The organism is Geodermatophilus sp. CPCC 206100 (genome assembly GCF_048569675.1).
Taxonomy (GTDB): Bacteria; Actinomycetota; Actinomycetes; order Mycobacteriales; family Geodermatophilaceae; genus Geodermatophilus.
In genome coordinates this window covers 1-26,759 of the sequence record NZ_JAQISV010000063.1, presented here as the reverse complement: position 1 = coordinate 26,759, position 26,759 = coordinate 1, and the positions used below count along the sequence as shown (strand labels likewise).

At 74.3% G+C, this 26,759-nt stretch carries 23 protein-coding genes and 2 pseudogenes; 15 read left to right on the top strand and 10 right to left on the bottom strand.

Annotation, left to right across the window (positions count from 1 at the left end; translation table 11 throughout):
* From PGN05_RS23255 to PGN05_RS23245, 3 genes and pseudogenes are all read right to left on the bottom strand, one after another.
* Positions 1–206, bottom strand: a pseudogene (locus tag PGN05_RS23255) (hypothetical protein); the annotation flags it as partial.
* The gene (locus PGN05_RS23250; protein WP_419754954.1) at positions 203–2,461 is read right to left on the bottom strand and encodes a DUF6049 family protein; all 2,259 of its coding nucleotides are present in this window, start codon (positions 2,459–2,461) and stop codon (positions 203–205) included. The pseudogene PGN05_RS23255 and the gene PGN05_RS23250, both read right to left, overlap by 4 nt.
* 54 nt (positions 2,462–2,515) lie before the next feature.
* Positions 2,516–2,992, bottom strand: a complete 477-nt coding sequence (locus PGN05_RS23245) for an NUDIX hydrolase (RefSeq protein WP_419754952.1) — start codon at positions 2,990–2,992, stop codon at positions 2,516–2,518.
* Between the two features lie 42 nt (positions 2,993–3,034).
* On the opposite strand from PGN05_RS23245, the gene PGN05_RS23240 reads away from it, so the two are divergent.
* Both PGN05_RS23240 and PGN05_RS23235 read left to right on the top strand, forming a co-directional pair.
* Positions 3,035–4,564: a CCA tRNA nucleotidyltransferase gene (locus PGN05_RS23240; RefSeq protein WP_419754951.1), complete on the top strand. Its 1,530-nt coding sequence runs from the start codon at positions 3,035–3,037 to the stop codon at positions 4,562–4,564.
* 91 nt (positions 4,565–4,655) lie between these two features.
* Positions 4,656–5,591: a DUF559 domain-containing protein gene (locus PGN05_RS23235; protein ID WP_419754950.1), complete on the top strand. Its 936-nt coding sequence runs from the start codon at positions 4,656–4,658 to the stop codon at positions 5,589–5,591.
* A 58-nt stretch (positions 5,592–5,649) separates the two neighbouring features.
* Here PGN05_RS23235 and PGN05_RS23230 read toward each other — a convergent pair whose 3' ends face one another.
* Entirely contained in the window at positions 5,650–6,948 is a 1,299-nt protein-coding gene (locus PGN05_RS23230; RefSeq protein ID WP_419754949.1) for an MFS transporter, read from the bottom strand.
* A 118-nt stretch (positions 6,949–7,066) separates the two neighbouring features.
* Here PGN05_RS23230 and PGN05_RS23225 point away from each other — a divergent pair, with 118 nt between their 5' ends.
* On the top strand, positions 7,067–7,732 hold the full coding sequence (locus tag PGN05_RS23225; RefSeq protein WP_419754948.1) for a YqgE/AlgH family protein: 666 nt from the start codon (positions 7,067–7,069) through the stop codon (positions 7,730–7,732).
* A gap of 140 nt (positions 7,733–7,872) precedes the next feature.
* Here the strand turns inward: PGN05_RS23225 and PGN05_RS23220 are convergent, their stop codons facing one another.
* From PGN05_RS23220 to PGN05_RS23210, 3 genes are all read right to left on the bottom strand, one after another.
* Positions 7,873–8,634 carry a hypothetical protein gene (locus PGN05_RS23220; protein ID WP_419754947.1) on the bottom strand — a complete coding sequence of 254 codons (762 nt, stop codon included), beginning with the start codon at positions 8,632–8,634 and terminating at the stop codon, positions 7,873–7,875.
* A 114-nt stretch (positions 8,635–8,748) separates the two neighbouring features.
* Positions 8,749–9,828 carry an inositol-3-phosphate synthase gene (locus tag PGN05_RS23215; RefSeq protein ID WP_419754946.1) on the bottom strand — a complete coding sequence of 360 codons (1,080 nt, stop codon included), beginning with the start codon at positions 9,826–9,828 and terminating at the stop codon, positions 8,749–8,751.
* A 16-nt stretch (positions 9,829–9,844) separates the two neighbouring features.
* Positions 9,845–10,507, bottom strand: a complete 663-nt coding sequence (locus PGN05_RS23210) for a PadR family transcriptional regulator (RefSeq protein ID WP_419754945.1) — start codon at positions 10,505–10,507, stop codon at positions 9,845–9,847.
* Positions 10,508–10,642: 135 nt separating this feature from the next.
* Here PGN05_RS23210 and PGN05_RS23205 point away from each other — a divergent pair, with 135 nt between their 5' ends.
* The 3 genes from PGN05_RS23205 to PGN05_RS23195 all read left to right on the top strand — a co-directional run bounded on the left by PGN05_RS23205 (position 10,643) and on the right by PGN05_RS23195 (position 15,316).
* On the top strand, positions 10,643–11,056 hold the full coding sequence (locus PGN05_RS23205) for a DUF5318 family protein (RefSeq protein WP_419754944.1): 414 nt from the start codon (positions 10,643–10,645) through the stop codon (positions 11,054–11,056).
* A gap of 328 nt (positions 11,057–11,384) precedes the next feature.
* A complete protein-coding gene (locus PGN05_RS23200; protein ID WP_419754943.1) occupies positions 11,385–13,733 on the top strand; it encodes a transglycosylase domain-containing protein in 2,349 nt (782 codons plus the stop codon).
* A 23-nt stretch (positions 13,734–13,756) separates the two neighbouring features.
* Positions 13,757–15,316 (top strand): glycosyltransferase family 87 protein, encoded by a 1,560-nt coding sequence (locus PGN05_RS23195; protein ID WP_419754942.1) that lies wholly within the window; start codon positions 13,757–13,759, stop codon positions 15,314–15,316.
* Here PGN05_RS23195 and PGN05_RS23190 read toward each other — a convergent pair.
* Complete coding sequence (locus tag PGN05_RS23190) at positions 15,288–16,100, bottom strand: deoxyribonuclease IV (protein WP_419754941.1); 813 nt, start codon at positions 16,098–16,100, stop codon at positions 15,288–15,290. The two genes, PGN05_RS23195 and PGN05_RS23190, sit on opposite strands and share 29 nt — an antisense overlap.
* Before the next feature lie 189 nt (positions 16,101–16,289).
* Here PGN05_RS23190 and rpsF point away from each other — a divergent pair, with 189 nt between their 5' ends.
* The 7 genes from rpsF (at position 16,290) to PGN05_RS23155 (ending at position 22,523) form a co-directional block, all read left to right on the top strand.
* Positions 16,290–16,577, top strand: coding sequence for a 30S ribosomal protein S6 (rpsF, locus tag PGN05_RS23185; protein WP_419754940.1), 288 nt, complete (start codon positions 16,290–16,292; stop codon positions 16,575–16,577).
* Between the two features lie 2 nt (positions 16,578–16,579).
* Positions 16,580–17,071 carry a single-stranded DNA-binding protein gene (locus PGN05_RS23180; protein ID WP_419754939.1) on the top strand — a complete coding sequence of 164 codons (492 nt, stop codon included), beginning with the start codon at positions 16,580–16,582 and terminating at the stop codon, positions 17,069–17,071.
* A 103-nt stretch (positions 17,072–17,174) separates the two neighbouring features.
* Positions 17,175–17,411, top strand: coding sequence for a 30S ribosomal protein S18 (rpsR, locus tag PGN05_RS23175; RefSeq protein ID WP_163483697.1), 237 nt, complete (start codon positions 17,175–17,177; stop codon positions 17,409–17,411).
* A gap of 2 nt (positions 17,412–17,413) precedes the next feature.
* Positions 17,414–17,869 carry a 50S ribosomal protein L9 gene (gene rplI / locus PGN05_RS23170; RefSeq protein ID WP_419754938.1) on the top strand — a complete coding sequence of 152 codons (456 nt, stop codon included), beginning with the start codon at positions 17,414–17,416 and terminating at the stop codon, positions 17,867–17,869.
* A 420-nt stretch (positions 17,870–18,289) separates the two neighbouring features.
* A complete protein-coding gene (dnaB, locus tag PGN05_RS23165) occupies positions 18,290–20,968 on the top strand; it encodes a replicative DNA helicase (protein WP_419754953.1) in 2,679 nt (892 codons plus the stop codon).
* Between the two features lie 115 nt (positions 20,969–21,083).
* On the top strand, positions 21,084–21,497 hold the full coding sequence (locus tag PGN05_RS23160) for a DUF7715 family protein (RefSeq protein ID WP_419754937.1): 414 nt from the start codon (positions 21,084–21,086) through the stop codon (positions 21,495–21,497).
* Between the two features lie 120 nt (positions 21,498–21,617).
* The gene (locus PGN05_RS23155) at positions 21,618–22,523 is read left to right on the top strand and encodes a hypothetical protein (protein ID WP_419754936.1); all 906 of its coding nucleotides are present in this window, start codon (positions 21,618–21,620) and stop codon (positions 22,521–22,523) included.
* Positions 22,524–22,608: 85 nt separating this feature from the next.
* Here the strand turns inward: PGN05_RS23155 and PGN05_RS23150 are convergent, their stop codons facing one another.
* Together PGN05_RS23150 and PGN05_RS23145 are read right to left on the bottom strand one after the other, a co-directional pair.
* Entirely contained in the window at positions 22,609–23,808 is a 1,200-nt protein-coding gene (locus tag PGN05_RS23150) for a fatty acid desaturase family protein (RefSeq protein WP_419754935.1), read from the bottom strand.
* Positions 23,809–23,842: 34 nt separating this feature from the next.
* A complete protein-coding gene (locus PGN05_RS23145) occupies positions 23,843–24,943 on the bottom strand; it encodes a ferredoxin reductase (protein ID WP_419754934.1) in 1,101 nt (366 codons plus the stop codon).
* A 107-nt stretch (positions 24,944–25,050) separates the two neighbouring features.
* Between PGN05_RS23145 and PGN05_RS23140 the strand changes: the two genes are divergently transcribed.
* Together PGN05_RS23140 and PGN05_RS23135 are read left to right on the top strand one after the other, a co-directional pair.
* Positions 25,051–26,238 carry a PucR family transcriptional regulator gene (locus tag PGN05_RS23140; RefSeq protein ID WP_419754933.1) on the top strand — a complete coding sequence of 396 codons (1,188 nt, stop codon included), beginning with the start codon at positions 25,051–25,053 and terminating at the stop codon, positions 26,236–26,238.
* A gap of 31 nt (positions 26,239–26,269) precedes the next feature.
* Positions 26,270–26,759, top strand: a pseudogene (locus PGN05_RS23135) (hypothetical protein); the annotation flags it as partial.

The following is a 26,759-nucleotide window of genomic DNA, read 5'->3' as shown; positions in this document are numbered from 1 at the left end:
GGCAGCGGCAGGGGCGGCGTCGTCGGCCCGCCGACCGGGGGCGGGGCGGCGGACCGGTGCGCAGCGGCGCCGTCCGCGGCCGCGCCGTTGGCGTCGGCCCGGGGGTCGGCGTCCGACCGGGGGTGGCCGCCCGGGCGCGGGTCGCTCCCCGGTCGCTCCGGAGGCGAGGGCGGCACGGGGGGCAGCGGGATGCGGCGGTCGCTCACACCGGGCTCCGGGTGGGCGGCAGGGCGACGGCCGGGGGCTCCTCCTCGGGGGTGCCCCGCCGGCGGCGCAGCAGGAAGCGCACCAGCCGGCGGAGGAAGAGCAGCCCGAGCAGCGCGGCGGCGCCGATGGTGATGATCAGCGAGATCGAGCCGTAGGCGGTGCTGCGGACCTGCAGCTCCACCGACTCGCCCAGCGGCTCGCCGTCCGGGGTGGTGAGCGTGGCGACCACCCCGAAGCGACCGGACTGGCGGACCTCCGCGGGCACCTCGAGCGTCGTCCGCTGGTCGGGGGCGAGGGTCTGCGCGCCGACGTCGCCGACGGTCAGGGCGTTGCCGCGGGTCTGCAGCTGCAGCTCCACCCGCACCGTGAAGGGCAGGTCGTTGTGGACGGTGAGGACCAGCGGGGCGTCGGCCGAGGCCAGGCTGTAGGTGCCGTCGGCGGGGGAGAGCAGGGTGACCTGCCGGCGCAGCCCGTCGATCGTCGACCGCAGCTCCTCGGCGCCGGCGCGGAACCCCTCCGGGTCGTCGCGCCAGGCCGCGGACGTCGCCCGCGACACCGCCGCGTCGTAGGGCGCGAGCGCCACGGCCGGGTCGTCGACGACGGCGCCGGCGAGGGCGTCCCGGAGGTCCACCGCGGCGACGACGTCGGTCAGCCCGTCGGGGTCCAGGCCGCCCGGTTCGGTGGGGGCGGCCAGCTCGCCGGTGGCGGTCGCCGGCCCGTCGCCCAGCTGGGCGACGGTGGCCGGCCGCAGCCCGGGCAGCTGCGTGGCGGTGGCCATCATCGCGCTCACCGCGGTCGGGTCGGCGTCCACCTCACGGGACGGGGCCACGAGCACGCTCTGCCCGGCGGGGTCGGCGCCCGGCGTCAGGCCGATGAGCGACAGCTCGGCGACGTAGCGCTGCTCGGCGACCCGCGTCCCGCCGGGGACCTGCAGGGCCGAGCCGACCAGCCCGCTGAGGCCGCTGTCGACGACGAGCGCGTCCACCGCCGCTCCCCCCGCCGGCACCGTGGTGCGGGCGGCCGCGCCGCCGGCGTCCAGGCCGAGGACCGCCGACCCGTCGGTCAGGCCGTCCGGGGCGAGGACGACCTCGTCGATGCCGCCGGCCCGCAGCGTCTCGAGGGTGTCGGCCCGCAGCGAGCCCCCCACCGCCCAGGCCAGGTCGGTGCGCGGCTCGACCCTGAGGACGTCGCGGAGGATCTCGGCGCCGGCGCCGGTCGCGTCCCCGGGAGTGCCGGCGTCCGCCGCCGCCGTGCCCTCGGCCGTGCCGGGCAGGCTGCGGGTGACCACGTCAGGGAGGCCGACCGCGGTGAGCGCGTCGGCGTCGACGTCGGCGTAGGGCAGGGCCACCACCGGGTGGTCGGCGGCGACGGCGCGCAGCCGGTCGAGGAAGGCGGCGGCCTCCTCGGTGCCCCGCCCGGCGTCGTCCTCCCCCGCGACGTCGTAGGGGCCGGCGGCCATGAGCTCCAGCGCCTCGACCAGCGCGGGGTCGACGGCGAGGGTGACGCGGGCGACCGGGACGGGGGCGCCACCCTCGGCGGGTGCGGCCTCGGGCAGCCGCTCGACCGCGGCCAGGGCCCGGTCCAGCCGGCCGTCCGCGGCCACCTCGTCGGCGAGCCCGTCGTCGACGAACCGCCCGTCGGCGTCGCGGTGCATGCGCTCGGTGAGCGGCCACAGCCAGGCGACGCCGACCGGTGCGGCCGGCTGGGCGGCGGGCCGCACCAGGAAGGTGGACAGCTCGCCCACCCGGCGCCGCTCGCCGCCGCCCGTGGCGCCGTTGAGGTTGAGCAGCACGGGATAGACGCCGTCCCGGTCCATGCGCAGCTCGTCGACGGTCGCCGTGACCGCGAACGGCACCGAGTCCCCCGGCTCCAGCGCGCCGCCGGGGACCTCCTGGAACGGGGTGCTGACGTCGGTGTAGGGGTCCGGGTCGGCGTCGGTGGCCAGCAGTTCGGCCCGGGTGGTGAGGACCTCGCCGCGCTGCAGGCGGACGTCGAGGTCGGTGAGGGTGTCGGTGCCCGTGTTCGTCAGCGTGCCGCCGACCGTGACGACGGCCCCGGGCGCGATCGTGCGCGGCTCGATGCGGGTGATCTCCACCTGCACCGGCCGGCCGGGGTCGCTGGTGTCGTCCTCGGTCACGGGGATCTCGTCCTCGGGCGAGGCGAGGGCGGGCGACGCGGTGCCCAGGCCCGTGAGCAGCGCGGCCAGCACCGCGCAGGCCGCCGTCCGCCGCCCGGGTCGCCGGCGGCCGACCAGGTCACGACCGTGCTCCGCCGGTGCCCTGCGTCCTGCCTGGTCGCGCGAGCCGCGTCACGCGCTGTCGGCGAGGAGCGCGGGCGCCCGCTCGACCAGCGCGCGCTCGTCGGCGTAGGCGAGCCGGTCGCTCAGCTCGTCGAGCGGCACCCAGGCGACCTCGGTGACCTCGATGTCGGCGTCGGACAGGGCTCCCCCGATGGCGCGGAGCAGGAAGTGGTGCACCGTCTTGTGCACGCGGCGGCCGTCGGCGACGAACCAGAAGTCGATGATGCCCAGCGGGGCGACGACCTCACCGATGATCCCGGTCTCCTCGGCGACCTCCCGGACGGCGGTGTCCTCGGGGGTCTCGCCCTCCTCGATGTGGCCCTTGGGCAGGGACCACAGGAGCCGGCCGCGGCGGTCCGTGCGCCCGATCAGCGCAGCCCGCGGCCCCGTGATGGGGTCGTCGGCCACCACCAGGCCCCCGGCGGAGGTCTCGTCGACCCGGCGCAACCGGCGGCCGGGGCGCCCGCGCCCGCCCGTCCCAGCCATGCCAGGAGGGTAGCGCGCGCCACGCCACTACCCTGGATCGTCGTGTCCGGTCAGCCCCAGAGTCGCCCTCCGGCGGTCGCGTCGGCCCCCGCCGCCGCCGCGCCGGTCCCGCACGCCGCCGCGCCGGTCCCGCCTGCCGTCCAGGAGACCGTGCGGCAGCTCGTCGACGTCTCCCCCGTGCTGGCCCAGCTCGGTCAGCGCTTCACCGCCGCGGGGTTCGAGGTGCACCTGGTCGGCGGCTCGGTCCGGGACGCGCTGCTGGCCGCCCGCTCCGCCGCGCCCCGCGTCCCCGGCGACCTGGACCTCACCACGGACGCCCGGCCCGAGCAGGTGCTCGAGCTGCTGCGCGGGTTCGCCAGTTCCACGTGGAACACGGGGATCGCCTTCGGCACGGTCGGCGCGGAGGTCTCCGGCGTCCGGCTGGAGATCACCACCTTCCGGGCGGACCGCTACGACCGCGAGTCGCGCAACCCGGAGGTGGCCTGGGGGACGTCGCTCGTCGACGACCTGGCCCGGCGCGACTTCACCGTCAACGCGATGGCGGTCTCCCTGGGGCCCGACCGGGCGGTGACCGACCCCTACGGCGGCCTGGGCGACCTGCTGGCGGGCCGGCTGCGGACTCCAGGCGCCGCGGCCGACTCCTTCGCCGACGACCCGCTGCGGATGCTGCGCGCCGTCCGGTTCGTGGCCCAGCTCGGGCTGACGCCGTCCGACGACGTCGTCGAGGCGATGACGGCGATGTCCGGTCAGCTGGAGCGGATCACCCCCGAGCGGGTGCAGGCCGAGCTGTCCAAGACCCTGCTGCAGGACTCCCCGCGGGCGGCGCTGGACCTGTTCGTGTCCACCGGCCTGGCCGACGTCGTCCTGCCGGAGCTCTCGGCGCTGCGCATGGAGATCGACGAGCACCACCAGCACAAGGACGTCTACGCCCACTCCCTCACCGTGCTGGACCAGGCGATCGCGCTCGAGCGGGCGGACCCGGATGCCGGGTCCCCGGACCTGGTCCTGCGGCTGGCGGCGCTGCTGCACGACGTCGGCAAGCCGGCCACCCGGCGGCACGAGTCGCGCGGGCGGGTGTCCTTCCACCACCACGAGGTGGTCGGGGCCAAGCTGGTGCGCAAGCGGCTGCAGGCGCTGCGGTACTCCAAGGAGGTCACCGAGGCCGTGGCCCGGTTGACCTTCCTGCACCTGCGCTTCCACGGCTACGGCAGCGGCGAGTGGACCGACTCGGCGGTGCGCCGGTACGTGACCGACGCCGGCGACCTGCTGCCCCGGCTGCACAAGCTGGTGCGGTCGGACTGCACCACCCGCAACAAGCGGCGGGCCGCGGCGCTGTCGGCGACCTACGACTCGCTGGAGCAGCGGATCACCGTGCTGCAGGCGCAGGAGGACCTCGCGCGCGTGCGTCCGGACCTCGACGGCAACGCGATCATGGAGATCCTCGGCATCGCGCCCGGGCGTGACGTCGGCGCGGCGTGGCAGTTCCTCAAGGAGCTGCGGCTGGAGCGCGGTCCGCTCGACCGCGACGAGGCCGAGGCCGAGCTCCGCGCCTGGTGGGCCGCCCGCCCCTGAGCGGAGTGCCACAGCGCAGGAAACCTCGCTCCTCAGCCTCCGCTGTGGACGGCGCCAGCGGGACAGACGCCCTCTCCGACAGCCTGCGCGGGTGCACCTCCCGCCCATCACCCACCGCGGTCAGCAGGTGGCACCTCGCCGGGTGCTGCTGGACCAGGGGATCACCTCGTACCGGCTGCGCACGGCGGTTGCCTCCGGGCGGTGGCAGCAACCCCTCCCCGGCGTGTTCGTGAGCCACTCGGGTCCCCTCACGCAGAGGGAGCGGTGGCACGCCGCCCTCCTCTACGCCGGGGACGCCGCCGTCCTGTCCCATCGCAGCGCACTCCTGGCGTGGGGAGCCCGGGTCGACGAACCCGCGAGAGCGGGCCGGGTGGCCGGCGTGCGAGGGGACTACGCGTCGCTACCCGAGGGTGGCGTCGTGGAGGTCACCGCACCGCACGGGCGGCACCTGCGGTCGCGGGGGTTCGTGGTGGTGCACCAGAGCAGACGACCCGTGCCGGAGGGCTACGTCGTCGACAGGCTGCCCGTGGCTCCGCCCGCCCGGTCGGCCGTGGACGCCGCGATCACGTCCAGGCGACGCGCGGACGTCGACCACGTCGTCGCGGACGTCCTGCAGCGCGACCTGTGTTCGGTCAGGGACCTCGAGGACGAGGCGGCCCTGCTGGCCCGCCGACTGACGCCGTGGCTGCAGCAGGCCATCGGGGACGCGCGCCGCGGGATGCGGTCCGTCGGCGAGGCGGATCTGCGGCGGGCCGTCGTGGCGGCAGGAGTTCCAGAGCCCGAGTGGGGGGCGGCCATCGAGACGCCTCTGGGGACGTACTTCGTCGATGCCTACTGGCGCCGACAGCGCGTGGCTGCCGAGGCCGACGGAGCGGCGTTCCACCTCTCCGCGGCCGACTGGGCTGCCGACCTGCGCCGGCAGAACGCACTCCAGGCGGTACGGGTGACCCTCCTTCGCTTCCCGGTCCGTCGGCTCCGAGCAGAACCCCGGGCGTGCGGGGCGGAGATCGCGCCCCTCGTGGCCTGAGTGGAGTGTGAGGGTGCAGGAAACCTCGCTCGGGGCACTCCGATACTGAGGGCAGGCCCTATCCGCGCTGTGGCACTCCGCTCAGCAGGGCGGCGAAGGCGTAGAGGGCGGCGACGGCGAGGACGACGGCGGGCGAGACCCCGGACGCCGGCAGCAGGAACGCCGCCGCCAGCAGCGCGATCACGTAGCCGACGTTGACCAGGGTGTCGTAGACGGAGAACACCCGGCCGCGGACGTCGTCGCCGACCGACTCCTGCAGCGTGCTGTCGACGCAGATCTTCACGCCCTGGCCCACGAACCCGACCACGAACCCCGCCAGGACCACCAGCGGGGTCTGGACCGGCAACCCGAGTGCCACCAGCAGCGGCCCGGCGGCGGCCAGCAGCAGCGTCACCCAGCGCCGCCGGCCCAGCCGCCGCACCGCCCGCGGGGTCGCCGCCGCCGCGAGAAGGGTGCCCCCCGCCCCCGCGGCCAGGGCGACGCCGAGTCCCGCCAGGCCGCCGGGCAGCGGTCCCCAGCCGGCCAGCGTGTTCCGGAACAGCAGCAGGGTCATCAGCGTGACGACGCCGAAGCACAGCCGGTGCACGGTGATGACGGCGAGCGCCGTCCGCACCGCCGGCCGCGTCCACGCGGCCCGCGCGCCGGCGACCATCCCCGCCGCGACGGACCGCACCGAGGCCGGCACGGAGGCCGGCTCCGCGGCGAGCCCCGACGCCGGCGCCGAGCCGGCGGGCGCGTCCGGTCCCAGGTCCGCGCGCGCGAAGCCGGCCGCGACCAGCGACGACAGCAGGTACGGCACCGCGGCGGCCAGGGCCATCCCCGCGTAGGCGGCGTCGCCGGCGGGGGTCAGTTGCACGAGCCCCACCGCCACGGCTCCGCCGGCCACGGTCGCCACCGCTCCGGACGTCGTGGCCAGCGCGTTGGCCGGCACCAGCGACCCGGTGGTGTGCGGCAGCGCCGCCGACAGCGCCGACAGCACGAACCGGGCGACGGCGAACACCGCCAGTCCGGCGAGGTGGAACGCGACCCCGGCGTCCCCGGCCGCCACCAGCGCCGCCACAACCCCGACCAGGACCGCGCGCACGATCCCGGCGCGCACGAGCACCTGCCGGCGGCTCCAGCGGTCCAGCCAGACGCCGGCGAACGGGCCGACCAGCGAGTAGGGCAGCAGGAGGACGGCGAACCCCGCCGCGACGTCGACCGGGTCGGCGGCGCGCTGCGGGTTGAACACCACGGTGCCGGCGAGCGCGGCCTGCAGGACGCCGTCCCCGAACTGGGCGCTCAGCCGGGTGGCGAGCAACCGCCGGAAGTCCCGCCGCGCCAGGAGGGAGCGCACGGTGGTCTCCGCCTGCGGCACCCGGTCACCCTACGGTGGCCTCCTCCTGGCGGAGGGTGGGCGACGGGCCGCGTGGACCCGCGGAAACGGGCCGCCTCCGACCTCCCCGGTGCGCTGAGGTGGGGCACACTGGACGGCGATGACTCCCCCGCTCCCGTCCGACTCCGAGCCCGGCCGGCCCGCACGGCCGGCGACGGGGCGACGGCGTCCGGACGCGGTGCCCGCGCTGTCGATCGGCTCGCTGGACGACGTCCGGCCCGGCTCGCTGCTCGTCGCGATGCCCACGCTGACCGATCCGACCTTCGCCGGCACCGTCGTGTTCGTCCTCGACCACAACCCCAGCGGAACGCTCGGCGTCGTCCTCGGCCGGCCCAGCCAGGTCGAGATCCGCGACGTGCTGCCCGGCTGGTGCGACCTCGCCGTCGAGCCCGGGGTGTTCCACGTGGGCGGCCCGTGCGAGACCGACACCGCGCTGTGCCTGGCCGTGTGCCCGGGCGCGACCCCCGACGAGGAGAGCGGCCTGCGCCGGGTGGCCGACGACGTCCACCTCGTCGACCTGGACGCCGATCCCGAGGAGCTCGAGGGCCAGGTCAGCGGGCTGCGGGTCTTCGCCGGGTACGCCGGCTGGTCGCCCGGGCAGCTGGCCGGCGAGATCGGTGAGGGCGCCTGGGCGTGCGTGCCGGGGTCGCCCGACGACGTGCTCAGCGCGCTGGCCGGCCCCGAGCTGTGGCGCCGGGTGATGGGCCGGCAGACCGGCCGGCTGGCGGTCCTGTCGACCGCCCCGTGCGATCCCACGTCGAACTGAGGGTCACGACTCGGTTGCGACGGGCTGCGCGCCGTTGCCCGGTCTGGTAGGAACATCGGTGGGAGGGGCGGTCTGGGGAAGAGGCCGCCCCTCCCGCACGTCCGGGCCCGCCCAGGCCGGCCCCGGGACGGCGTCCGCCCTCAGAGCCCGACGGTCGCCGCGACCTGCGGGTGCGCGGTCCCGTCGACGGTCTCCTCCGCCGCCGGCACCCCGATCTCCCGCGGCCCGTGGTCGGCCAGCGACACCGTCACGTCGGCCTCCTGCCCGGGCAGCCGGGTGGTGAACTGGACCAGCAGGTCCGAGGAGCGGTCGACGGCCACCGACCAGCCCGAGTCCGAGGCGTAGACGGCGGTCAGCTCCCCGTCGATCGACCGGTCCCCCTGCCAGGCGTACGCCTCCCCGCGGAAGGCCCCGGGGTCGTCGGCCTCCTCGGCAGAGAGGTTGAGCACCAGGCGCAGCAGGACGTCGGTGAGCGGCGACTCCGCCCCCGTCGCGAGCGGCCGGCGCACGTAGGCGGCCTCGGGCAGCCCCGCCGCGGTGAGGGCGTCGGGCAGGCCCGGGATGTCCCCGAACCACACCTCGTTGGCGGTGAAGAACAGGGTGCGGGCGTCGTCCGGGCGCTCGCCGCCGTGGGTCGTGACCGCCTGCGCCCGGCCCGTCGCGCCGGCGAAGTCGACCTCGCCGGTCAGGGTCAGGACGGTGCCCTCGCCGTAGGGCGCGGTGACGACGAAGTCGGCCCCGCCCTGCTCGTGGTTGCGCAGCAGCACGTCGGCCAGGACGGCGGCCTCCTCGACCGTCACCCGGTCCCCGGCCAGCCGCTGCCCGCCGTCCCCGGAGCAGCCTGTGAGCAGCGCGAGGACCACACCGGCCACCGGCAGCAGCGGGCGGCGGGTCGGGGACATGGCGCTCAGCGTAGGCAGCCCGCACGGCCCGGGCGTCGCCCCACGCGGAAAGCGACCGGGCCCGCCCCCCGGGGGGAGCGGGCCCGGTCGCCTGCTGGAACGGGGTCCTTGCCGTTACCGCTCGACGTCGCCGCGGATGAAGGCCTCCACGGCGTCGCGGGCCTCGCTGTCGTCGTACTGCACCGGCGGGCTCTTCATGAAGTAGGACGACGCGGAGAGGATCGGGCCGCCGATGCCGCGGTCCTTGGCGATCTTCGCGGCGCGGACGGCGTCGATGATGATGCCCGCCGAGTTCGGGGAGTCCCAGACCTCGAGCTTGTACTCCAGGTTCAGCGGGACGTCGCCGAACGCGCGGCCCTCCAGGCGGACGTAGGCCCACTTGCGGTCGGTCAGCCACGGCACGTGGTCCGACGGGCCGATGTGCACGTTGCCCTGCCCCATGTCGCGGGCCACCTGGCTGGTGACCGCCTGGGTCTTGGAGATCTTCTTGGACTCCAGGCGCTCGCGCTCGAGCATGTTCTTGAAGTCCATGTTGCCGCCGACGTTGAGCTGCATCGTGCGGTCCAGCTGCACGCCGCGGTCCTCGAAGAGCTTGGCGAGCACGCGGTGGGTGATGGTGGCGCCCACCTGGCTCTTGATGTCGTCACCGACGATCGGCACGCCGGCGGCGGTGAACTTGTCCGCCCACGCCTGGGTGCCGGCGATGAACACCGGGAGCGCGTTCACGAACCCCACGCCGGCGTCGATCGCACACTGGGCGTAGAACTCCGCGGCCTGCTGCGAGCCCACGGGGAGGTAGCAGACGAGGACGTCGGCGCCCGACTCCCGCAGCGCGGCGACGACGTCCACCGGCTGCTCGTCGGACTCCTCGACCGTCTCGCGGTAGTACTTGCCGAGCCCGTCCAGCGTGGTGCCGCGCTGCACGGAGACGCCCAGCGGGGGGACGTCGCAGATCTTGATGGTGTTGTTCTCGCTGGCGACGATGGCCTCGGAGAGGTCGCGACCGACCTTCTTCGCGTCGACGTCGAACGCGGCGACGAACTCCACGTCCGAGACGTGGTAGTCGCCGAAGCGGACGTGCATGAGGCCCGGCACCGACGTGGTCTCGTCGGCGTCCCGGTAGTAGTGCACGCCCTGCACGAGCGAGGCGGCGCAGTTTCCGACGCCGACGATGGCGACCTTGACAGAACCCATGGAGGTCTCCTTCTTCCTAGGACCGCGAGCGGTCGGGGTGCGGACCGGGCGGGGTCCCGGTGGCAGGGCCGGGACGGGGCGGGGCCCCGTCGTCCGGAGGTGGTGGGTCGGCCGCCGTCTGTTCGACGCCGCCCTGCCGCTCGATGTCGATCAGCTCCGAGAGCCAGCGGACCTCCCGGTCCACCGACTCCAGGCCGTGGCGCTGCAGTTCGAGGGTGTAGTGGTCCAGGCGTTGCCGGGTGCGGCTCAGCGAGGACCGCAGCCCCTCCCGCTGCCGCTCGACGGTGCGGCGGCGGCCCTCGAGGACCCGCAGCCGCACGTCCGCGGCGGTGTGCCGGAAGAACGCCAGGCGGACGCCGAAGAGCCCGCCGTCGTCGTACGCCTCCGGGCCGGTCTGGCTGACCAGCTCGTGGAAGCGCTCCTTGCCCTCGGCGGTGATCGTGTAGACGACCTTGCCGCGCCGGCCGGTGAGCGGGGGTGCGTCGGCCGGCAGCAGCGCGCGGGGCTCGGGGTCGTCGGTGGTGACGTACCCGGCCGCGTGCAGCCGCTTGAGCGCGGGGTACAGGGACCCGTAGGAGATGCTGCGCAGGCCACCGAGCACCTCGGAGAGCTGCTTGCGCAGCTCGTAGCCGTGCATCGGGGACTGGTGCAGCAGGCCCAGGATGGCGAACTCGAGCACGTCGCCTCCCGTCGCCGGCCGCGGATCGATGTATCGAGACGATACATCGAGAGGTGAACGCCGTCCCAACGGCGGGGGGACGGACGGCGCGTGCGGACCGCTGCCGGTGTCGGCCGCGGTGCGTACATTGACGCCGTGCCCGGACGTCGATCCGTCGTGGACTACGCGCTGCAGCGGCGCGCCGTCCTCGCCGACGTGTACTCCGGGCGCACCGGCCTGTTCGAGGTCTGCGACGCCAGTCCCTACCTCACCCGCGCGGCCAAGTACCACGGCGAGGCGACCGAGATCGCGTGCCCGGTGTGCCGCCGGGACCGGCTGACGCTGGTGAGCTACGTCTACGGGGAGCACCTGGGGCCGACGGCCGGCCAGGCCAAGACCCAGACGGAACTCGCCCGCATGGACGCCGCGCAGGAGGAGTTCACCGTCTACGCCGTCCAGGTCTGCCGCGGCTGTGGCTGGAACCACCTGGACTGCTCCTACGTCCTGGGCAACGAGCCCGACCCGAGCCGCCAGCCGCGCCGGTCGCGGCGGCGGGCGGCCACGGAGTAGTCCGTCACATCGGGAACACCACCCGCCCCACGACGTCGTTGACGTCACAGGGGCACCGGCCGCTCGTCGCTGCGCCGCGGGTCCTCCCCCGCATCCGCAGCGGAAGACGCCACCCTGGGCTGCTGGACGACCACCGTCGGTGAGCCCACCGAGACGATCCAGAGAGGGGCCCCTCTTCGTGCCTCCCCACGACGAGACCACACCGGTCGGGCCGCACGGCAGCCCGCCGCGGCGGCCGGCACCCGGCCGCACCGCGAACGGTGGGACCGGCGCACGGCGGCCGGCGGCCGGCCGGGGGGGCCGCCCGACCGCCTCCCGCCCCGGTGCCGTGGCGCGCTCCGGGAGCGCCGCCCGCTCCGGCAAGCCGGCCGGCCGGCCCAGCGGCAAGGCGGTCCGCACCAAGAAGCAGAAGCGGCGTCGCCGGCTGAAGGCGTTCACCGCCGGCGTCGTCGGTCTCGTCCTCCTCCTCGGCGTCTTCATCGGCGTCGTGTACGCGACGACCGAGGTGCCCGACCCGAGTTCGGTGCAGAACGCCCAGACGACGGTCGTCTACTACGCCGACGGCACCACCGAGATGGCGCGCCTGGGCGTGGACGGCGGCAACCGCACCAACGTCAGCCTGACCGAGGTCTCCGAGCCGGCGCGGAACGCGATCCTCGCCGCCGAGAACCGGGACTTCTACTCCGACCCCGGGATCTCCTTCACCGGGATCGTCCGGGCGGCGTGGAACAACCTCACCGGCGGCTCGACGCAGGGTGGCTCGACGATCACCCAGCAGTACGTCAAGAACGCGTTCCTCACCGCGGACCAGACGTTCAGCCGCAAGTTCCAGGAGCTGTTCCTGTCCATCAAGCTGGACAACAACTACTCCAAGAACGAGATCCTCGAGAACTACCTGAACACCATCTACTTCGGCCGCGGCGCCTACGGCATCGAGTCCGCGGCCAACACCTTCTTCGGGGTGCCGGCCGCCCAGCTGACCCCCCAGCAGGGTGCGGTGCTCGCCGTCCTGGTCCGGAGCCCGTCCAGCAACGACCCGGAGACCAACCCCGAGGGCGCCCAGAGCCGCTGGGGCCTCGTCCTCGACGCGATGGTGGACGAGGGCTGGCTGACCCAGGCCGACCGGGACGCCTCCGTCTACCCGACGGTGCGCCCCCGCACCGGCACGAACCTCGGCATCCCCAGCGGCCCGGAGGGCTTCGCCGTCCAGCGGGCGATCGCCGAGCTGGAGGCCAAGGGCTACGACGAGCAGCAGATCCGCGCCGGCGGCCTGCGGATCACCACGACCGTGGACAAGCGGGCCCAGGACGCCGCGGGGTCCGCGGTCGCCTCCGTGATGGACGGCGAGCCCGAGGGGCTGCGCGAGGCGCTCGTGGCGATCGACCCGCACAACGGCGCCGTCCGCGCCTACTACGGCGGCCCGGTCAGCACCGGCGACGGCGCCATCGACTACGCCCAGGCGCAGCGTCAGCCCGGCTCGTCGGTCAAGCCCTACGTGCTGGCCACCGCGCTCGAGGACGGCATCAGCGTCACCGCCCGCCGCGACGGCAGCTCCCCGCAGGAGTTCCCCGACCGGCCGGGGCTGCCGGTGAGCAACTCCGGCGGCGCCTCCTGCGGCTCGTGCACGCTCATGGAGGCCATGACCAAGTCGCTGAACACCACCTACTACGGCCTGGCCTACGAGGTCGGCGCGGAGAAGGTGCGGGGGAACATCCTCGAGGCGACCGGACTGCCCGAGACCTGGCCCCAGGGCACGCCGATGGCCGGCCGCACCACGCTGGCCGACCCGGAGACCGGCAACACCGGCGGGTCGATCGGTATCGGCCAGTACGAGATGCGCCCCATCGACCAGGCGCACGGCTTCGCCACCTTCGCCAACGGCGGCGTCGAGCACGAGCCGTACTTCGTCGCCCGGGTGACCGACAGCGAGGGCGCGGTGCTCCTGGAGTACGGCGGCGACTCCGGCGACCAGGTCTTCACCCAGGACGTGGCCAGCGACGTCACCTACGGCCTGACCGAGGTCGCCTCCTCCTCCCGCCGGGCGCTGGACGGCGGCCGCGAGGTGGCCAGCAAGACCGGTACCCAGGGCCTGAACACCAGGGACAACTCCGACGCCTGGATGGTCGGCTACACGCCGTCCCTGTCGACCGCGGTCTGGATGGGCAACGACTCCCCCAGCCAGCCGATCAAGAACGTCAGCGGCGCGATCATCTACGGCTCCGGCCTGCCGGGCGCCATCTGGCAGGAGTTCATGAACACCGTGCTCGAGGGCACGCCCGAGGAGGACCTGCCCAACCGGCCGGTCATCAAGGGCGACACCGGTGAGGGCGTCCCCGCGCCCGCGCCGGCGCCCGTGCCGGTCCCCCAGCCCGAGGCCCCCGCGCCCACGCAGCCGGAACCCGAGGCGCCGACCCAGCAGCAGACCACCGACGAGACCGACGGCACCGAGGGTGAGACCGGTGGTCAGACGGGTGGCCAGACCGGCGGTCAGACGGGTGGCCAGACGGGTGGCCAGACCGGCGGCCAGACCGGTGGTCAGACCGGCGGCCAGACCGGTGGTCAGACGGGCGGTCAGACCGGTGGCCAGACCGGCGGCCTGGCGGGCGGTCAGACCGGTCCCCCCGTCTCAGGAGGTCAGCCCGCCGACCCCGAGGACGAGGGGCAGCCGACCGGCTGATCCCGGCGGGCAGACTGACCCGCATGAGCGCGACCCCGACGGGCCCGTCCGTTCCGGCTGACCAGCCGGCGGGCGGGCCCTCGGCGTCCGCGGGGGTCGCGCTCCCCGACGCGGCCCGCCCCGACCGCGTCGTCCCCACCTGGACCGACCCCGTCGCCGCGCAGGCCAGCGAGGCCGTCGGCGGGCCGTGGGGCCGACACGCGGTCATCGGCCGGGCGCTGTTCTGGACCCCGCTGCGCGTGTGCCTGCTGTTCACCACGTCCGTGCTCGCCGTGGCGTGGGTCAAGCAGGCCCCCTGCTCCGACGGCAACTGGGCAGGGTCGGTGCAGTACACGCACCTGTGCTACTCCGACACCGTCCCGCTGTTCGGCCTGCACGGCCTGGACACCCTCGCGGTCCCCTACCTCGACTCCGCCGTCGAGTACCCGGTGCTCATCGGCGCGCTGATGCTGCTGGCGGCCTGGCTGGGACGCGGCTACGAGGCCGCCGCCGGCGCCGTCGGCCTGCTGCCCCAGGTCCCGGCCGTGCAGAGCTACTACGTGGCCACCTGCCTGCTGCTGTCGCTGTGCGCACTGCTCACCACCCGGGCGGTCCTGGGGACGTCGGGCCGCCGGCCCTGGGACGCGGCGATGGTGGGCCTGTCCCCGCTGCTGCTGGTGCACGCCTTCACCAACTGGGACCTCCTCGCCGTCGCGCTGGCCAGCCTCGGACTGTGGGCCTGGGCGCGGCGCCGGCCCGTGCTCGCCGGCGCCCTGCTGGGGCTCGGTGTCGCGGCCAAGCTCTACCCGCTGCTGCTGCTCGGGGCGCTGTTCTTCCTGTGCCTGCGGGCCGGCCGGCTGGGCGCCTGGCTGCGCGCGGCCGGCGCGGCCGCCGTGGCGTGGGCCGCGGTGAACGTGCCGGTCGCCGCCCTGGCGCCGGAGAACTGGTCGCGGTTCTTCCGGCTCAACGGCTCGCGGCCGGCCGATCCCGACACCCTGTGGAACATCGCGCTCACCGTCTCCGACGGGCGGCTGTTCGACGGCCCGCTCGCCGAGGGGGAGACGCCGGCGGTGCTGAACGCGGTCGTCGCCGGGTGCCTGCTGGCGGTGGCGGCCGCCGTGGCGTGGCTGACCCTCGCCGCGCCGGTCCGGCCGCGGGTGGCCCAGGTCGCGTTCCTGCTGCTGGCCGGGTTCCTGCTGGTCAACAAGGTGTGGAGCCCGCAGTTCTCGCTGTGGCTGCTGCCCCTCGCGGTGCTCGCCCGGCCCCGCTGGCGGTCCCTGCTGCTCTGGCAGGCCACGGAGGCGCTGCTGTGGGTGCCGCGCATGCTCTGGTACCTCGGCACCGACAACCGCGGCGTCGAGGTGGAGTGGTTCTTCCTGGCGGTCACCGTCCGCGACGCCGCCGTCCTCGTGCTCGTCGCGCTGGTCGTCCGGGACGTGTGGCACCCCGACGGGGACGTCGTCCGCACCAGCTGGCCCGGCGTCGACGACCCGGCCGGTGGCGTGCTGGACCACGCCGAGGACGCGGTGACCCTGCGACCTCCCGGGGCGCATCGCGCCCCGCTCTCCTCCGGTGTCAGGCCAGAGCCGACCTCAGCAGGGTGATCTCCTCGGCGTGGGCGGCGGCGTCGCCCGGGGTCTCGAGGACGACGGGGCAGTCGGCCGCCCGCGCCACCTCGACCAGCAGCTCGGCCGGGATCTCGCCGTCGGTGAGCGGCGCGTGCCGGTCGCGGCTGGAGCCGGCGGGGTCGCGGCTGTTGTTGAGGTGCACCAGGTCGACGCGGCCGGTGATCGCGCGGACGTCGTCCACCGCGGTGGTGAGGTCCCAGCCGGCCGCCCAGGCGTGGCAGGTGTCGAGGACGAAGCCGGCCCCGAACTCGCCGACGGCCTCCCACAGCCGCGCGATCGCGTCCAGGTCGCGGGCCATGGCGTTGCCCCCGCCGGCGGTGTTCTCGATGAGCAGCGGAACGGCGAAGCCCCCGGTCTCGGCCTGCCGCGCGAAGGTCTTGCGCCAGTTGTCCACGCCGGCTGCCGGGTCGTCCTTGGCCAGCACGTGCCCGCCGTGCACCACCATGCCGCGGGCGCCGATCGCCGCCGCGGCCTGCGCGTGCTTGTCCAGCAGCTTGCGGCTGGGGATGCGGATGCGGTTGTTGGTCGTGGCCACGTTGAGCACGTAGGGCGCGTGGACGACGACCATCACGTCGCCGGCCAGCAGCGCGTCGGCGTCCGGGCGAGGCTCGGGCGCCGTCCAGCCCTGCGGATCGGCGAGGAAGACCTGCACCCCGTCGGCGTCCATCTCGGCCGCGCGGGCCAGGGGGCCGCCGGCGTCGAGCTCGTTGTCCTCGGTCAGGCCGGGGCCGACGTGTACGCCGATCGGGTGAGCTGGCACGGCCGGAACGATAGTGGCGCCTGCCGACGGTCCCGGCCCTGTGGACAGCTCGCCGACCTCGAGGTGGACGCTGGTAGCCTCGACCCTGCGCGTTCCACCGGTACCTCCGGGCGGGGCGCGCGACGCGTGTACGACCCTCCTGCTGCAGACCGACTGCAGCCGTCCAGACCAGAGGAGGTGGGGTTCTCCGTGCGTCACTACGAACTGATGGTCATCCTCGACCCCGATCTCGAGGAGCGGACCATCGCGCCGTCCCTCGACCGGTTCCTGACCGTCGTCAGCAATGCCGGCGGCACGTACAAGACCGAGATCTGGGGCCGTCGCCGCATGGCCTACGAGATCAACAAGCAGGCCGAGGGCATCTACGCCGTCATCGACATCCAGGCCGAGCCGGCCGCGGTGGCCGAGCTGGACCGCCAGCTCAACCTGAACGAGTCGGTCCTGCGCACCAAGCTGATGCGGCCCGAGGCCCACTGACGATGGCCGGCGAGACCGTCATCACCGTCATCGGCAACCTGACGTCGGACCCGGAGCTGCGGTTCACGCCCTCCGGCGCCGCGGTCGCCAACTTCACCGTCGCCTCGACGCCGCGGACCTTCGACCGCCAGTCGCAGGAGTGGAAGGACGGCGAGGCGCTCTTCCTGCGCTGCAACGTGTGGCGGCAGGCGGCGGAGAACGTCGCCGAGTCGCTGACCCGCGGTTCGCGGGTGATCGTCTCGGGCCGGCTCAAGCAGCGGTCGTTCGAGACCAAGGAAGGCGAGAAGCGCACCGTCGTCGAGCTCGAGGTCGACGAGATCGGCCCCTCGCTCCGCTACGCCACCGCGAAGGTCACCAAGGCCTCGCGCGGTGAGGGTGGCGGCGGCGGCTTCGGCGGCGGTGGCGGTGGCGGCTTCGGTGGTGGAGGCGGCGGCGGCGGGTCCAGCGACCCGTGGTCGACCCCGGCCCCGCCGTCGGACGAACCGCCCTTCTGAACAAGGACCCCCTCGCTCCCCACGCCTCGCTCCGCGCAGGCGGAGGGCCCCTGCGAGGGGGCCATCCGTTCCCTGAACTCCTCTTCGTACCTGGAGAACCCCGGTGGCCAAGCCCCCCATCCGCAAGCCCAAGAAGAAGGTCTGCCAGTTCTGCAAGGACAAGGCGACCTACGTCGACTACAAGGACACGACCCTGCTGCGGAAGTTCATCTCCGACCGCGGCAAGATCCGTGCCCGCCGCGTGAGCGGCAACTGCAGCCAGCACCAGCGGGACGTCGCCGTGGCCGTGAAGAACAGCCGCGAGATGGCCCTGCTGCCCTACACCTCGACGGCGCGCTGACCATGAGCACCCAGAAGCTGATCCTGACGCAGGAGGTCACCGGTCTCGGGTCCTCCGGTGACACGGTGGAGGTCAAGGGCGGGTACGCCCGCAACTACCTCCTGCCCCGCGGCCTGGCCATCGTCGCCACCCGCGGTGCCGAGAAGCAGGTCGAGTCGCTCCGCCGGGCGCGGGCGGCCCGCGAGGTGCGCTCGCTCGACGAGGCGCAGACCGTGGCCGGCCGGCTGTCGGGCCTCACGGTCCGCGTGCCGGCCCGCGCCGGTGACGGCGGCCGCCTGTTCGGCCGCATCACCACCGCCGACGTCGTGAACGCCGTGACCGCCGCCGGCGGTCCGGAGCTCGACCGCCGCCGGGTGGAGCTGCCCAGCAGCATCAAGACCACGGGCCAGCACACCGTCACCGTGCGGGTGCACCCCGAGGTGAGCACCCCGCTGACCATCGAGGTCGTCGCGGGCTGAAGAAGGACCCCCCGCCCCCCGCCGCTCGCAGGCTCGCGACGGGACCCTGCAGGGGGCCACAGTGCACGCGCTCGTGAGGGGCGTCGGACCAAGGTCCGGCGCCCCTCGCGGCGTCTGAGGGGTCCGTCCGGGCCCTCAGTCGACCGCGGTCGGCACGAGGCCCGTACCGGCGCCCCCGAGCACCGTCTCGGCGTCTGCGAGGGGTGAGCGCGGGCTGGACAGCCGCGTCGCCGGGGTGCGGCGGCCGCCGTCGAGCGACGTGGCGGCCCGGCCCGACGTGACCAGGACCCGGCTGTGGACGTGGGGCTCGTGGGGCGGGTGGTCACGGCTCGGCGACACGCCGGGGGTCGACACGGAGATTTCTCCGGGATTTCTCCCGTCCACAGCCGGTGAGTGGTCTTCCCGCTGGTCAAGCGCGGGATGGGGACGACGGCGACGGGCCGTCCCCCGCTGTCTCCACATGTCGACACGTCTGTGTCCACCGACTTGTCCACAAGTTGTGCAGAACGGGGTGCACAGCGGTGTTGGACGCGTCCGTCCGCACTTCCTAACGTCCTCCTCGGCTCCTCCGCCGGCCCGGACTGTCGGTGCCGCGAGGTAGCAATGACCCGAACACGTGTTCGGACGTGGTGTACGCGTTTCTGGTGCTTCCCCCACCAGACCCCGGCCAGTGGCCGGGGTCTGTTCGCGGGTGCGCCGGTGAGTGGATGGAGGACCTCCGTGGCGGTGGCCGACGACTTCAGCCGACCGATGCCGACGGCGCCGGCGTACGACCGGCAGCCGCCGCAGGACGTCGCGGCGGAGCAGTCGGTGCTCGGCGGCATGCTGCTGAGCAAGGACGCGATCGCCGACGTCGTCGAGGTGCTGCACGGCAACGACTTCTACCGGCCGGCGCACCAGGTGATCTTCGACTGCATCCTCGACCTGTACGGGCGGGGCGAGCCGGCCGACGCGATCACCGTCGCCGCGGAGCTGAACCGCACGGACCAGCTGTCCAAGATGGGCGGCGCGGTCTACCTGCACACGCTCATCCAGTCCACGCCCACGGCGGCCAACGCCGGGTACTACGCCGCGATCGTCGCCGAGCAGGCAGTGCTCCGCCGCCTGGTCGAGGCCGGCACCCGCGTGGTCCAGCTGGGCTACGGCGCCGCGGGCGGCAACGGCGACGTCGACGACATCGTCGACCGCGCCCAGCAGGAGATCTACGACGTCACCGAGAAGCGCATGAGCGAGGACTACTCGCGGCTCGAGGACGTCCTGCAGCCCACGATGGACGAGCTGGACGCCATCGCCTCCCGTGGCGGCACGGCCCGCGGCGTGCCGACCGGCATCCGCGACCTCGACGAGCTCACCAACGGCCTGCAGGCCGGGCAGATGGTGGTCATCGCGGCGCGTCCCGGTGTGGGTAAGGCGCTGGCCCTCGACACGCTCCTCGTGACCCCCACGGGCTGGACCACGATGGGCGAGATCCGCGTCGGCGAGCAGGTCATCGGCTCCGACGGTCGGCCCACCACGGTGGTCGCGGCGACCGAGGTGATGAGCGGGCGTCCCTGCTACGAGGTGCACTTCTCCGACGGCTCGGTGATCGTCGCCGACGCCCAGCACCAGTGGCTCACCGACGACCGGGCGAGTCGCACGTCCGCGCAGGCGGCACGGGTCGGCTACAACCGCACCCGCAACCAGCGGACGTTCGCTGCTGTCCGGACGACGGAAGAGCTGGCCCGTAGCGTCCGCTGCGCCACCGAGGACGCCAGGCCGAACCACTCGGTGACGAACGCTGCTCCCCTCGAGCTGCCCGACGCGGACCTGTCCCTGCCGCCGTACGCGCTCGGCGTGTGGCTGGGGGACGGCACCTCCCGCGCGGCGCACGTCACGAGCGACGACCCGGAGATCGCCGTCTACATCGAGGCCGAGCTCGACGTGGACGACCACGGCACCGTGCAGGGCCTCCTGCGCTCACTGGGGGTGTTCGGGGACAAGCACATCCCCCTGTCCTACCTGCGCGGCTCCGTGGCGCAGCGGCGGGCGTTGCTGGCCGGGCTCCTGGACACCGGCGGCACCGTGACACCGAGCGGCGCCGTGCAGTTCGCTGTCACCAGCCGCCGTCTGGCCGAGGACACGCGTGAGCTGATCGCCGGCCTCGGTCACCGCGTGCGGATGAGCCGCAAGCGTGTGAACGGCCGCAGCGAGCAGTCCTCGACCTGCTACACGCTCACCTTCAGCACCGACGACGAGGTCTTCCGGCTGGAGCGCAAGAAGCTGGTGCACAAGGAGCGCGGTGCGCGCACGTGCACGGCCCGCGGGGTCCGGTTCATCACCGACGTGCGGCCGATCGCCAGCGTGCCGGTCCGGTGCATCCAGGTGGACGCCGAGGACCACCTCTTCCTGGCCGGTCGCAGCTTCATCCCGACCCACAACTCCACCCTGGGTCTGGACATCGCGCGGTCGGCCACGGTGAAGCACCACATGCCCGCCGTCATCTTCTCGCTCGAGATGAGCAAGCACGAGATCACCATGCGACTGCTGTCGGCGGAGGCGAAGGTGCCGCTGCACCACATGCGCGCCGGCACGCTGTCCGACGAGGACTGGTCGAAGCTGGCCCGCCGGATGGGCGAGATCGCCGACGCGCCGCTCTACATCGACGACTCGCCCAACATGACCATGATGGAGATCCGGGCCAAGGCGCGGCGGCTCAAGCAGCGCAACGACCTCAAGCTGGTGGTCATCGACTACCTGCAGCTGATGACGTCGGGCAAGCGGGTGGAGAGCCGCCAGCAGGAGGTCTCGGAGTTCTCCCGTGCGCTCAAGCTGCTGGCCAAGGAGATCGAGGTCCCGGTCATCGCGATGAGCCAGCTCAACCGAGGCTCGGAGCAGCGTCAGGACAAGAAGCCGATGCTCTCCGACCTGCGTGAGTCCGGCTCGATCGAGCAGGACGCCGACATGGTCATGATGATCCACCGCGAGGACATGTACGAGAAGGAGAGCCCGCGGGCCGGCGAGGCCGACATCATGCTGGTCAAGCACCGCAACGGCCCCACCGCGAACGTCACCGTCGCCTTCCAGGGCCACTACAGCCGCTTCGTGGACATGGCGAACTGACGGCACCACCACGACCCGAGAGGCCCGGAGCGACCCGCGCTCCGGGCCTCTCGGCGTCCTCCCCGCCTCTCCCGACGGGCGCAGTTCTGTCACACCCTGCTGCCAGGGTGCCGGCGTGAAGCTGTTGACCGCGACGTACACCGGGCAGGGCGAGCGGGACGGCGACTTCTGCTTCGCCATCGAGGGCGAGCTCGTGCTCGTGGGCGACGTCTGCGCCGCCGACCAGGCCGATCCCGACCCCGACGGCGGCTGTGGCTGCGGCCGTGCGTTCACCGGGATGAGCTCGCACCGCGCCGGCACCACGGCCATGGTGCGCGACCTCGACCTCTCGCTCGACGACCTCCAGCTGGCCGTGGAGGCCCACCTCGTGGCGGCCGGGACCGGACCGGACGTCCTGGGCGACGAGGACTTCGCCGAGCTGGTCGAGGAGGTCGTCCAGGAGACCGCCGCCTTCGCCTCCTGGTGGCCCGTGGGAACGGTCCTCGGGCGGCGCCTGGACTTCGTCCGCCGGCGGACCCTGCCCACCTGAGCGGGCCGACAGGCGGGCCAGTGGGCGGCCGCGTCCCGGTGGGTCCCCGCGGTGTTCCACGTGGAGCACGGCGCCGCGAAGCCCCCTGCCCTGTCGGTGGGCGGGTCCACCCTGACCCCCATGAGCGTCGACCTCTCCGCCGCCGCGGACTTCATGGCCGCATCCGCCCGGCTGCTCGACCGCCGCCGCTTCGACGTGCTGTTCGCGGCGGGGGACGGCGACCGGGCCGCTGCCGCCGACGCCGTCCTGGCCGCCGTCGAGGCGTACCGCAACCCCGACGGCGGCTACGGCTGGGGCCTCGAGCCGGACCTGCGCTCGCGCACCAGCCAGCCCGGCGGCGCGCTGCACGCCCTCGAGGCCATGGTCGACGCCGCCCCCACGACCACCCCGCGGGCCCGGGAGCTCTGCGACTGGCTGGCCGCCGTCACGCTGCCCGACGGCGGGCTGCCGTTCGCGCTGCCCGTGCCCGACCCCGCCGCCTGCGCGCCGTTCTGGGCCGACGCCGACGCCACGACGTCGTCCCTGCAGATCACCGCGGTCGTCGCGGCGGTCGCGCACCGCGTCGCCGCGTACGACCCGCCCGCCGCCGGCCCCCCGGGGCTGGCGACGGCGACCGCGTTCTGCCTGCGCGCCGTCCGGGCGCTCGGCCCCGAGCCGCACGCGCTGGAGCTCGCGTTCGCCGTGGGGCTGCTCGACCGGGTGGCCGGGACCGACCCCGAGGCCGGGGAGCTCCTGGCCGGGCTGCGGCGGCACGTCCCGCCCAGCGGGCTGGTGCACGTGGGCGGGGGCGCGGAGGAGGAGTTCATGCGCGCGCTGGACTTCGCGCCGGAGCCGGACCGTCCCGCCCGGGCCCTCGTCCGCCCGGAGGCGGTCGAGCGGGAGCTGGCGCGGCTCGCCGGCCAGCAGCAGGACGACGGCGGCTGGGCGGTCGACTTCGCCAGCTACAGCCCCGCCGCGGCGCTGGAGTGGCGGGGGCACCGCACCGTCGAGGCCCTGGGCATCCTCCGGGCCAACGGCGTCCTCTGAAGGCGCGAGGGGCCCGGGACGGCGGGCGTCCCGGGCCCCTCGGGGCGACGGCGGTGCGTCAGTGCGGGCGACGAGCCCACCGCGGTCAGGCTGCGGCGGCCTCGGCCATCAGCCGGCGGCGCACGGTCCGCGGGCCGGTGCTCATCTTGTAGAGCTTGACCAGCTGCGAGGGGAGGTTGCGCAGCGTCGTCTTGTCGAGCCAGCCGTTCGGCAGCGACAGCCGGATGATCTTGTGCCAGGCCGACGCGACCTGCTGGGGCATCGGCGCCGAGTGGTAGTTCAGCCCGTAACGGTCGAACAGGTCCCGCACCTGGGGCGCGATCTCGGCGTACCGGTTGCTGGGCAGGTCCGGGAACAGGTGGTGCTCGATCTGGTGCGACAGGTTGCCGGTCATGAGGTGCAGGGCCTTCGAGCCGGAGATGTTGGCCGAGCCCAGCATCTGCCGCAGGTACCACTCGCCGCGGGTCTCACCGTCGATGGACTTCTTCTCGAAGGTCTCCACGCCCTCGGGGAAGTGCCCGCAGAGGATGACGGAGTTCGACCACAGGTTGCGCACCAGGTTGGCCACGAAGTTGGCCGTCAGGGTCGCCAGGAAGTTGGGCCCGGACAGCAGCGGGTGGACGAGGTAGTCCTTGCGGGCCTGCCGGCCGATCTTGCGCAGCACGGCCTTGCCCCGGGCGCGGAACTCGGGGTCCTTGGTCTGCTTCTTCGCGATGACGGCGCCCAGCTCGAGGTCGTAGGCGGCGATGCCGTACTCGAAGAAGCAGGCGTTGATGAAGCTCCACAGCGGCTGCCCGAGGTACATCGGCACCCACGTCTGGTCCTCGTCGACGCGCATGATGCCGTAGCCGAGGTCGTTGTCCTTGCCGATCACGTTCGTGTACGTGTGGTGCAGCTCGTTGTGCGAGTGCTTCCACTGCTCGGCCGGGCTGGCCATGTCCCACTCCCACGTCGTGGAGTGGATCTTGGGGTCCCGCATCCAGTCCCACTGCCCGTGCAGGATGTTGTGCCCGATCTCCATGTTGTCGAGGATCTTGGCCACCGAGAGGCCGATCGTCCCGAGGATCCATGCGGGCGGGAACCCCGACGCCAGCAGCACGGCCCGGCTGCCCAGCTCCAGCTTCCGGTGGACGTCGATGACCTTCCGGATGTAGGCCGCGTCGGCCTCACCGCGGGTGTCGATGACGCTCTGGCGGATCTCGTCGAGCTGCTTGCCGATGAGCTCGATGTCCTCGGTGGTGAGGTGAGCGATCGGGTTGTCGGACTTCTTCTGGAGAACGGTCACGCGTCGGGGCTCCTCAGCGGGTCGTGGAACGGGGTCAGTGGTCGATGTCGCAGGCGCCGGCGGCGGCGCTGATGCAGGTCTGGATGAGGACGCCGTCGCCGGGGGCGGCGGTGGTGACCTCGCCGTTGCGCAGGTCGCGGACCGCGCCCTCGCGCAGCGGCAGCACGCAGCCGAAGCAGATGCCCATCCGGCAGCCGCTCGGCATGAGCACGCCGGCCTCCTCGGCGGCGTCCAGGATCGGCGTCGCGCCGTCGGCCTCCAGCGTCGTGCCGGACTTGGCGAAGGAGACGGTGCCGCCCTCGCCGGCGACGACGACCGTGGGCCGGAAGCGCTCGGTGAACAGCCGGTCGGCCAGCCCGGCCGTCGTCCAGTGGTCCTCGAGCGCCTCGAGCATGCCGACCGGCCCGCAGGCCCAGGTCGCCCGCTCGGCGTGGTCGGGGACGAGCGCCGCGAGCGCGGCTGGGGTGAGCAGGCCGGCGGTCTCGGTGTGCTGCTCGACCAGCCGGACCCGGCCGGCGGCGGCCATCTCGCGCAGCTCGGCGCCGAAGACCACGTCGTCGGCGGTGGGTGCCGAGTGCACGAGGACGACGTCGGTCAGCGCCGGGGAGTTGCGCAGGATGCCCATGACCGGGGTGATGCCGGACCCGGCGGTGACGAACAGCGCCTTGGCCGGGGCCTGCGGCGGGAGGACGAACTCCCCGGCGGCCTGGTCCAGCTGGACGATCGTGCCCGGCTGGGTGCGGTGCACGAGGTGGTTGCTGACCTTGCCGCCCGGGATGGCCTTGACGGTGATGCTGATGCAGCCGTCGGCGCGGTCGAGGTGCGAGGTCAGGGAGTAGGCCCGCCACTGGCGGACGCCGTCCACGTCCACGCCGATGCGCACCCACTGGCCGGGCACGTGGCCACGCCAGTCGGCGCCGGGCCGGATGACGAGCGTGGCGGCGTCGCGGGTCTCGCGGTGCACCGCCTCGACGCGGCCCCGCAGGTCGGCGCCGGGGCGCAGCGGGTTGACCAGGTCGAGGTAGTCGGCGGGCAGCAGCGGGGTGGTGACGAGCTCGGCGAGGCGCAGCGCCCGGTGGCGCAGCGCGCTCAGGGCCGGCCGGGCCGGAGAAGGGCGCGGAACGGTCGCGGTCATGCTTCTGATGGTTCCCAGCCCGGTGTGCGTTTACCTGTGCCCTGGACGTGAACATCGGACCGGATACTGTTCCCTCCGAACAAGACGACGGGACGAGCGAGGCGACCGTGACTGCGGAACTGACCACTTTCACCCCGGAGGTGGCCGCCGCCATGCTCGCCCAGCTGCCCGCGGTGGCCGAGCGCACCGTGGCCGCCATCGTCGTGGAGGTGCCCAGCTACACCGAGGCGTTCCAGGGCGACATGGGGCGGGCGATCGAGAACGCCGTCCAGCTGGCCCTCGGCGGCTTCCTCGAGCTGGCCACCGAGTCCGACGGCGCGGACGCCAGCCGGCCGATCGGCCCGGCGCTGGAGGGCGCGTACGCGCTGGGCCGGGGGGAGGCCAAGCACGGGCGGTCGATGGACGCGCTGCTGGCCGCCTACCGGGTCGGCGCCCGGGTCGCCTGGCGGCACATGAGCGAGACCGCGGTCGCCGCCGGGATGCCGGCCGGCTCGCTGGCCCGCTTCGCCGAGCTGGTCTTCGCCTTCATCGACCAGCTGTCGGCCTCCAGCGCGGCCGGGCACGCCGACCAGCTGGCCACCACCGGCCGGGAGCGCCGCCGGCACCTCGAGCGGCTGGCCGAGCTGCTGCTCGCCGGGAGCCCGGCCTACGACCTGGCGGCCGCCGCGCAGCGCGCGGACTGGACGCCGCCGCGCACCCTCACCGCGGTGCTCCTCCCCGAGGCGCGGGCCCGCAGCGCCCTCGCGCAGCTCGACGCGCGCACCCTGCAGGCCGGCGCCGAACTCCCCGGGGCGGAGCCGTCCGCCGAGCGGGCCGTGCTGCTGGTGCCCGACGCCGAGGGGTTCGCCCGGGCCGGCCTGCTCAAGGCGCTCACCCGGCGGGAGGCCGTGGTCGGGCCACCGCGGCCCTGGCAGGACGCCCGGTCGTCCTACTCGCGGGCGCTGCGCGCGCTGCAGCTGGACCTGCGCCCGGACGGCGACGTCCCCGTGGACACCGAGCTGCGCCTAGCCGACCTCGTCCTGCGGGCCGACGGCGAGGCGCTGGCCGACCTGCGCGCCCAGGTGCTGGCCCCCCTCGACGACCTCGGGGCGGGCGCCCGCGAGAAGCTGCTGGAGACGCTGCGGTCCTGGCTGCTGCACCACGGCCGGCGGGAGAAGGTCGCCGCCGAGCTGTTCGTCCACCCGCAGACCGTGCGGTACCGCATGGGCCAGCTGCGCGAGCGCTTCGGCACCCGGCTCGACCAGCCGCAGTGCGTGCTGGAGCTGACCCTGGCCCTGGGCGTCCCCGAGCCCTGAGATCCGCCCCGGCGTCCCTACGATCGCGGCCGTGACGGGGATCGCCGGGGCCGCGCTGCTGGCCGAGGTGTGGCCGCTGCTGACCGCCGCTCCCCCGCCCGAGCTGCGGGTGTCCGGAGCGACCGGGCTGGGCGGACCGCTCCCGGTGCCCGACCTGGTCGTGGGGGCCGTGGCCGCGCAGCTGGCGGCCGCGGCGCTGGCCCGCGGCGAGCCGGCCGGGGTCGCGCTGGACGCCGGGCACGTGGGCCTGGCCGTCCGCAGCGAGCGGTACGCGGCCGTCGGCGGCCGGCCGGTCGCCCCCGGCTTCGCCCCGCTGTCGCGGTTCTGGCGAACCGCCGACGGCTGGCTGCGGCTGCACGGCAACTACCCGCACCACCGGGCCGCCGCGCTGCGGGTGCTGGGCGAGGACGTCGGGGCGGCGGCGCTGAGCTGGGCGGCCGAGGAGCTGGAGTCGGCCGTCGTGGCGGCCGGGGGCGCCGCGGCCGCCGTCCGGACGCCGGAGCGGTGGGCGGCCGCCGAGC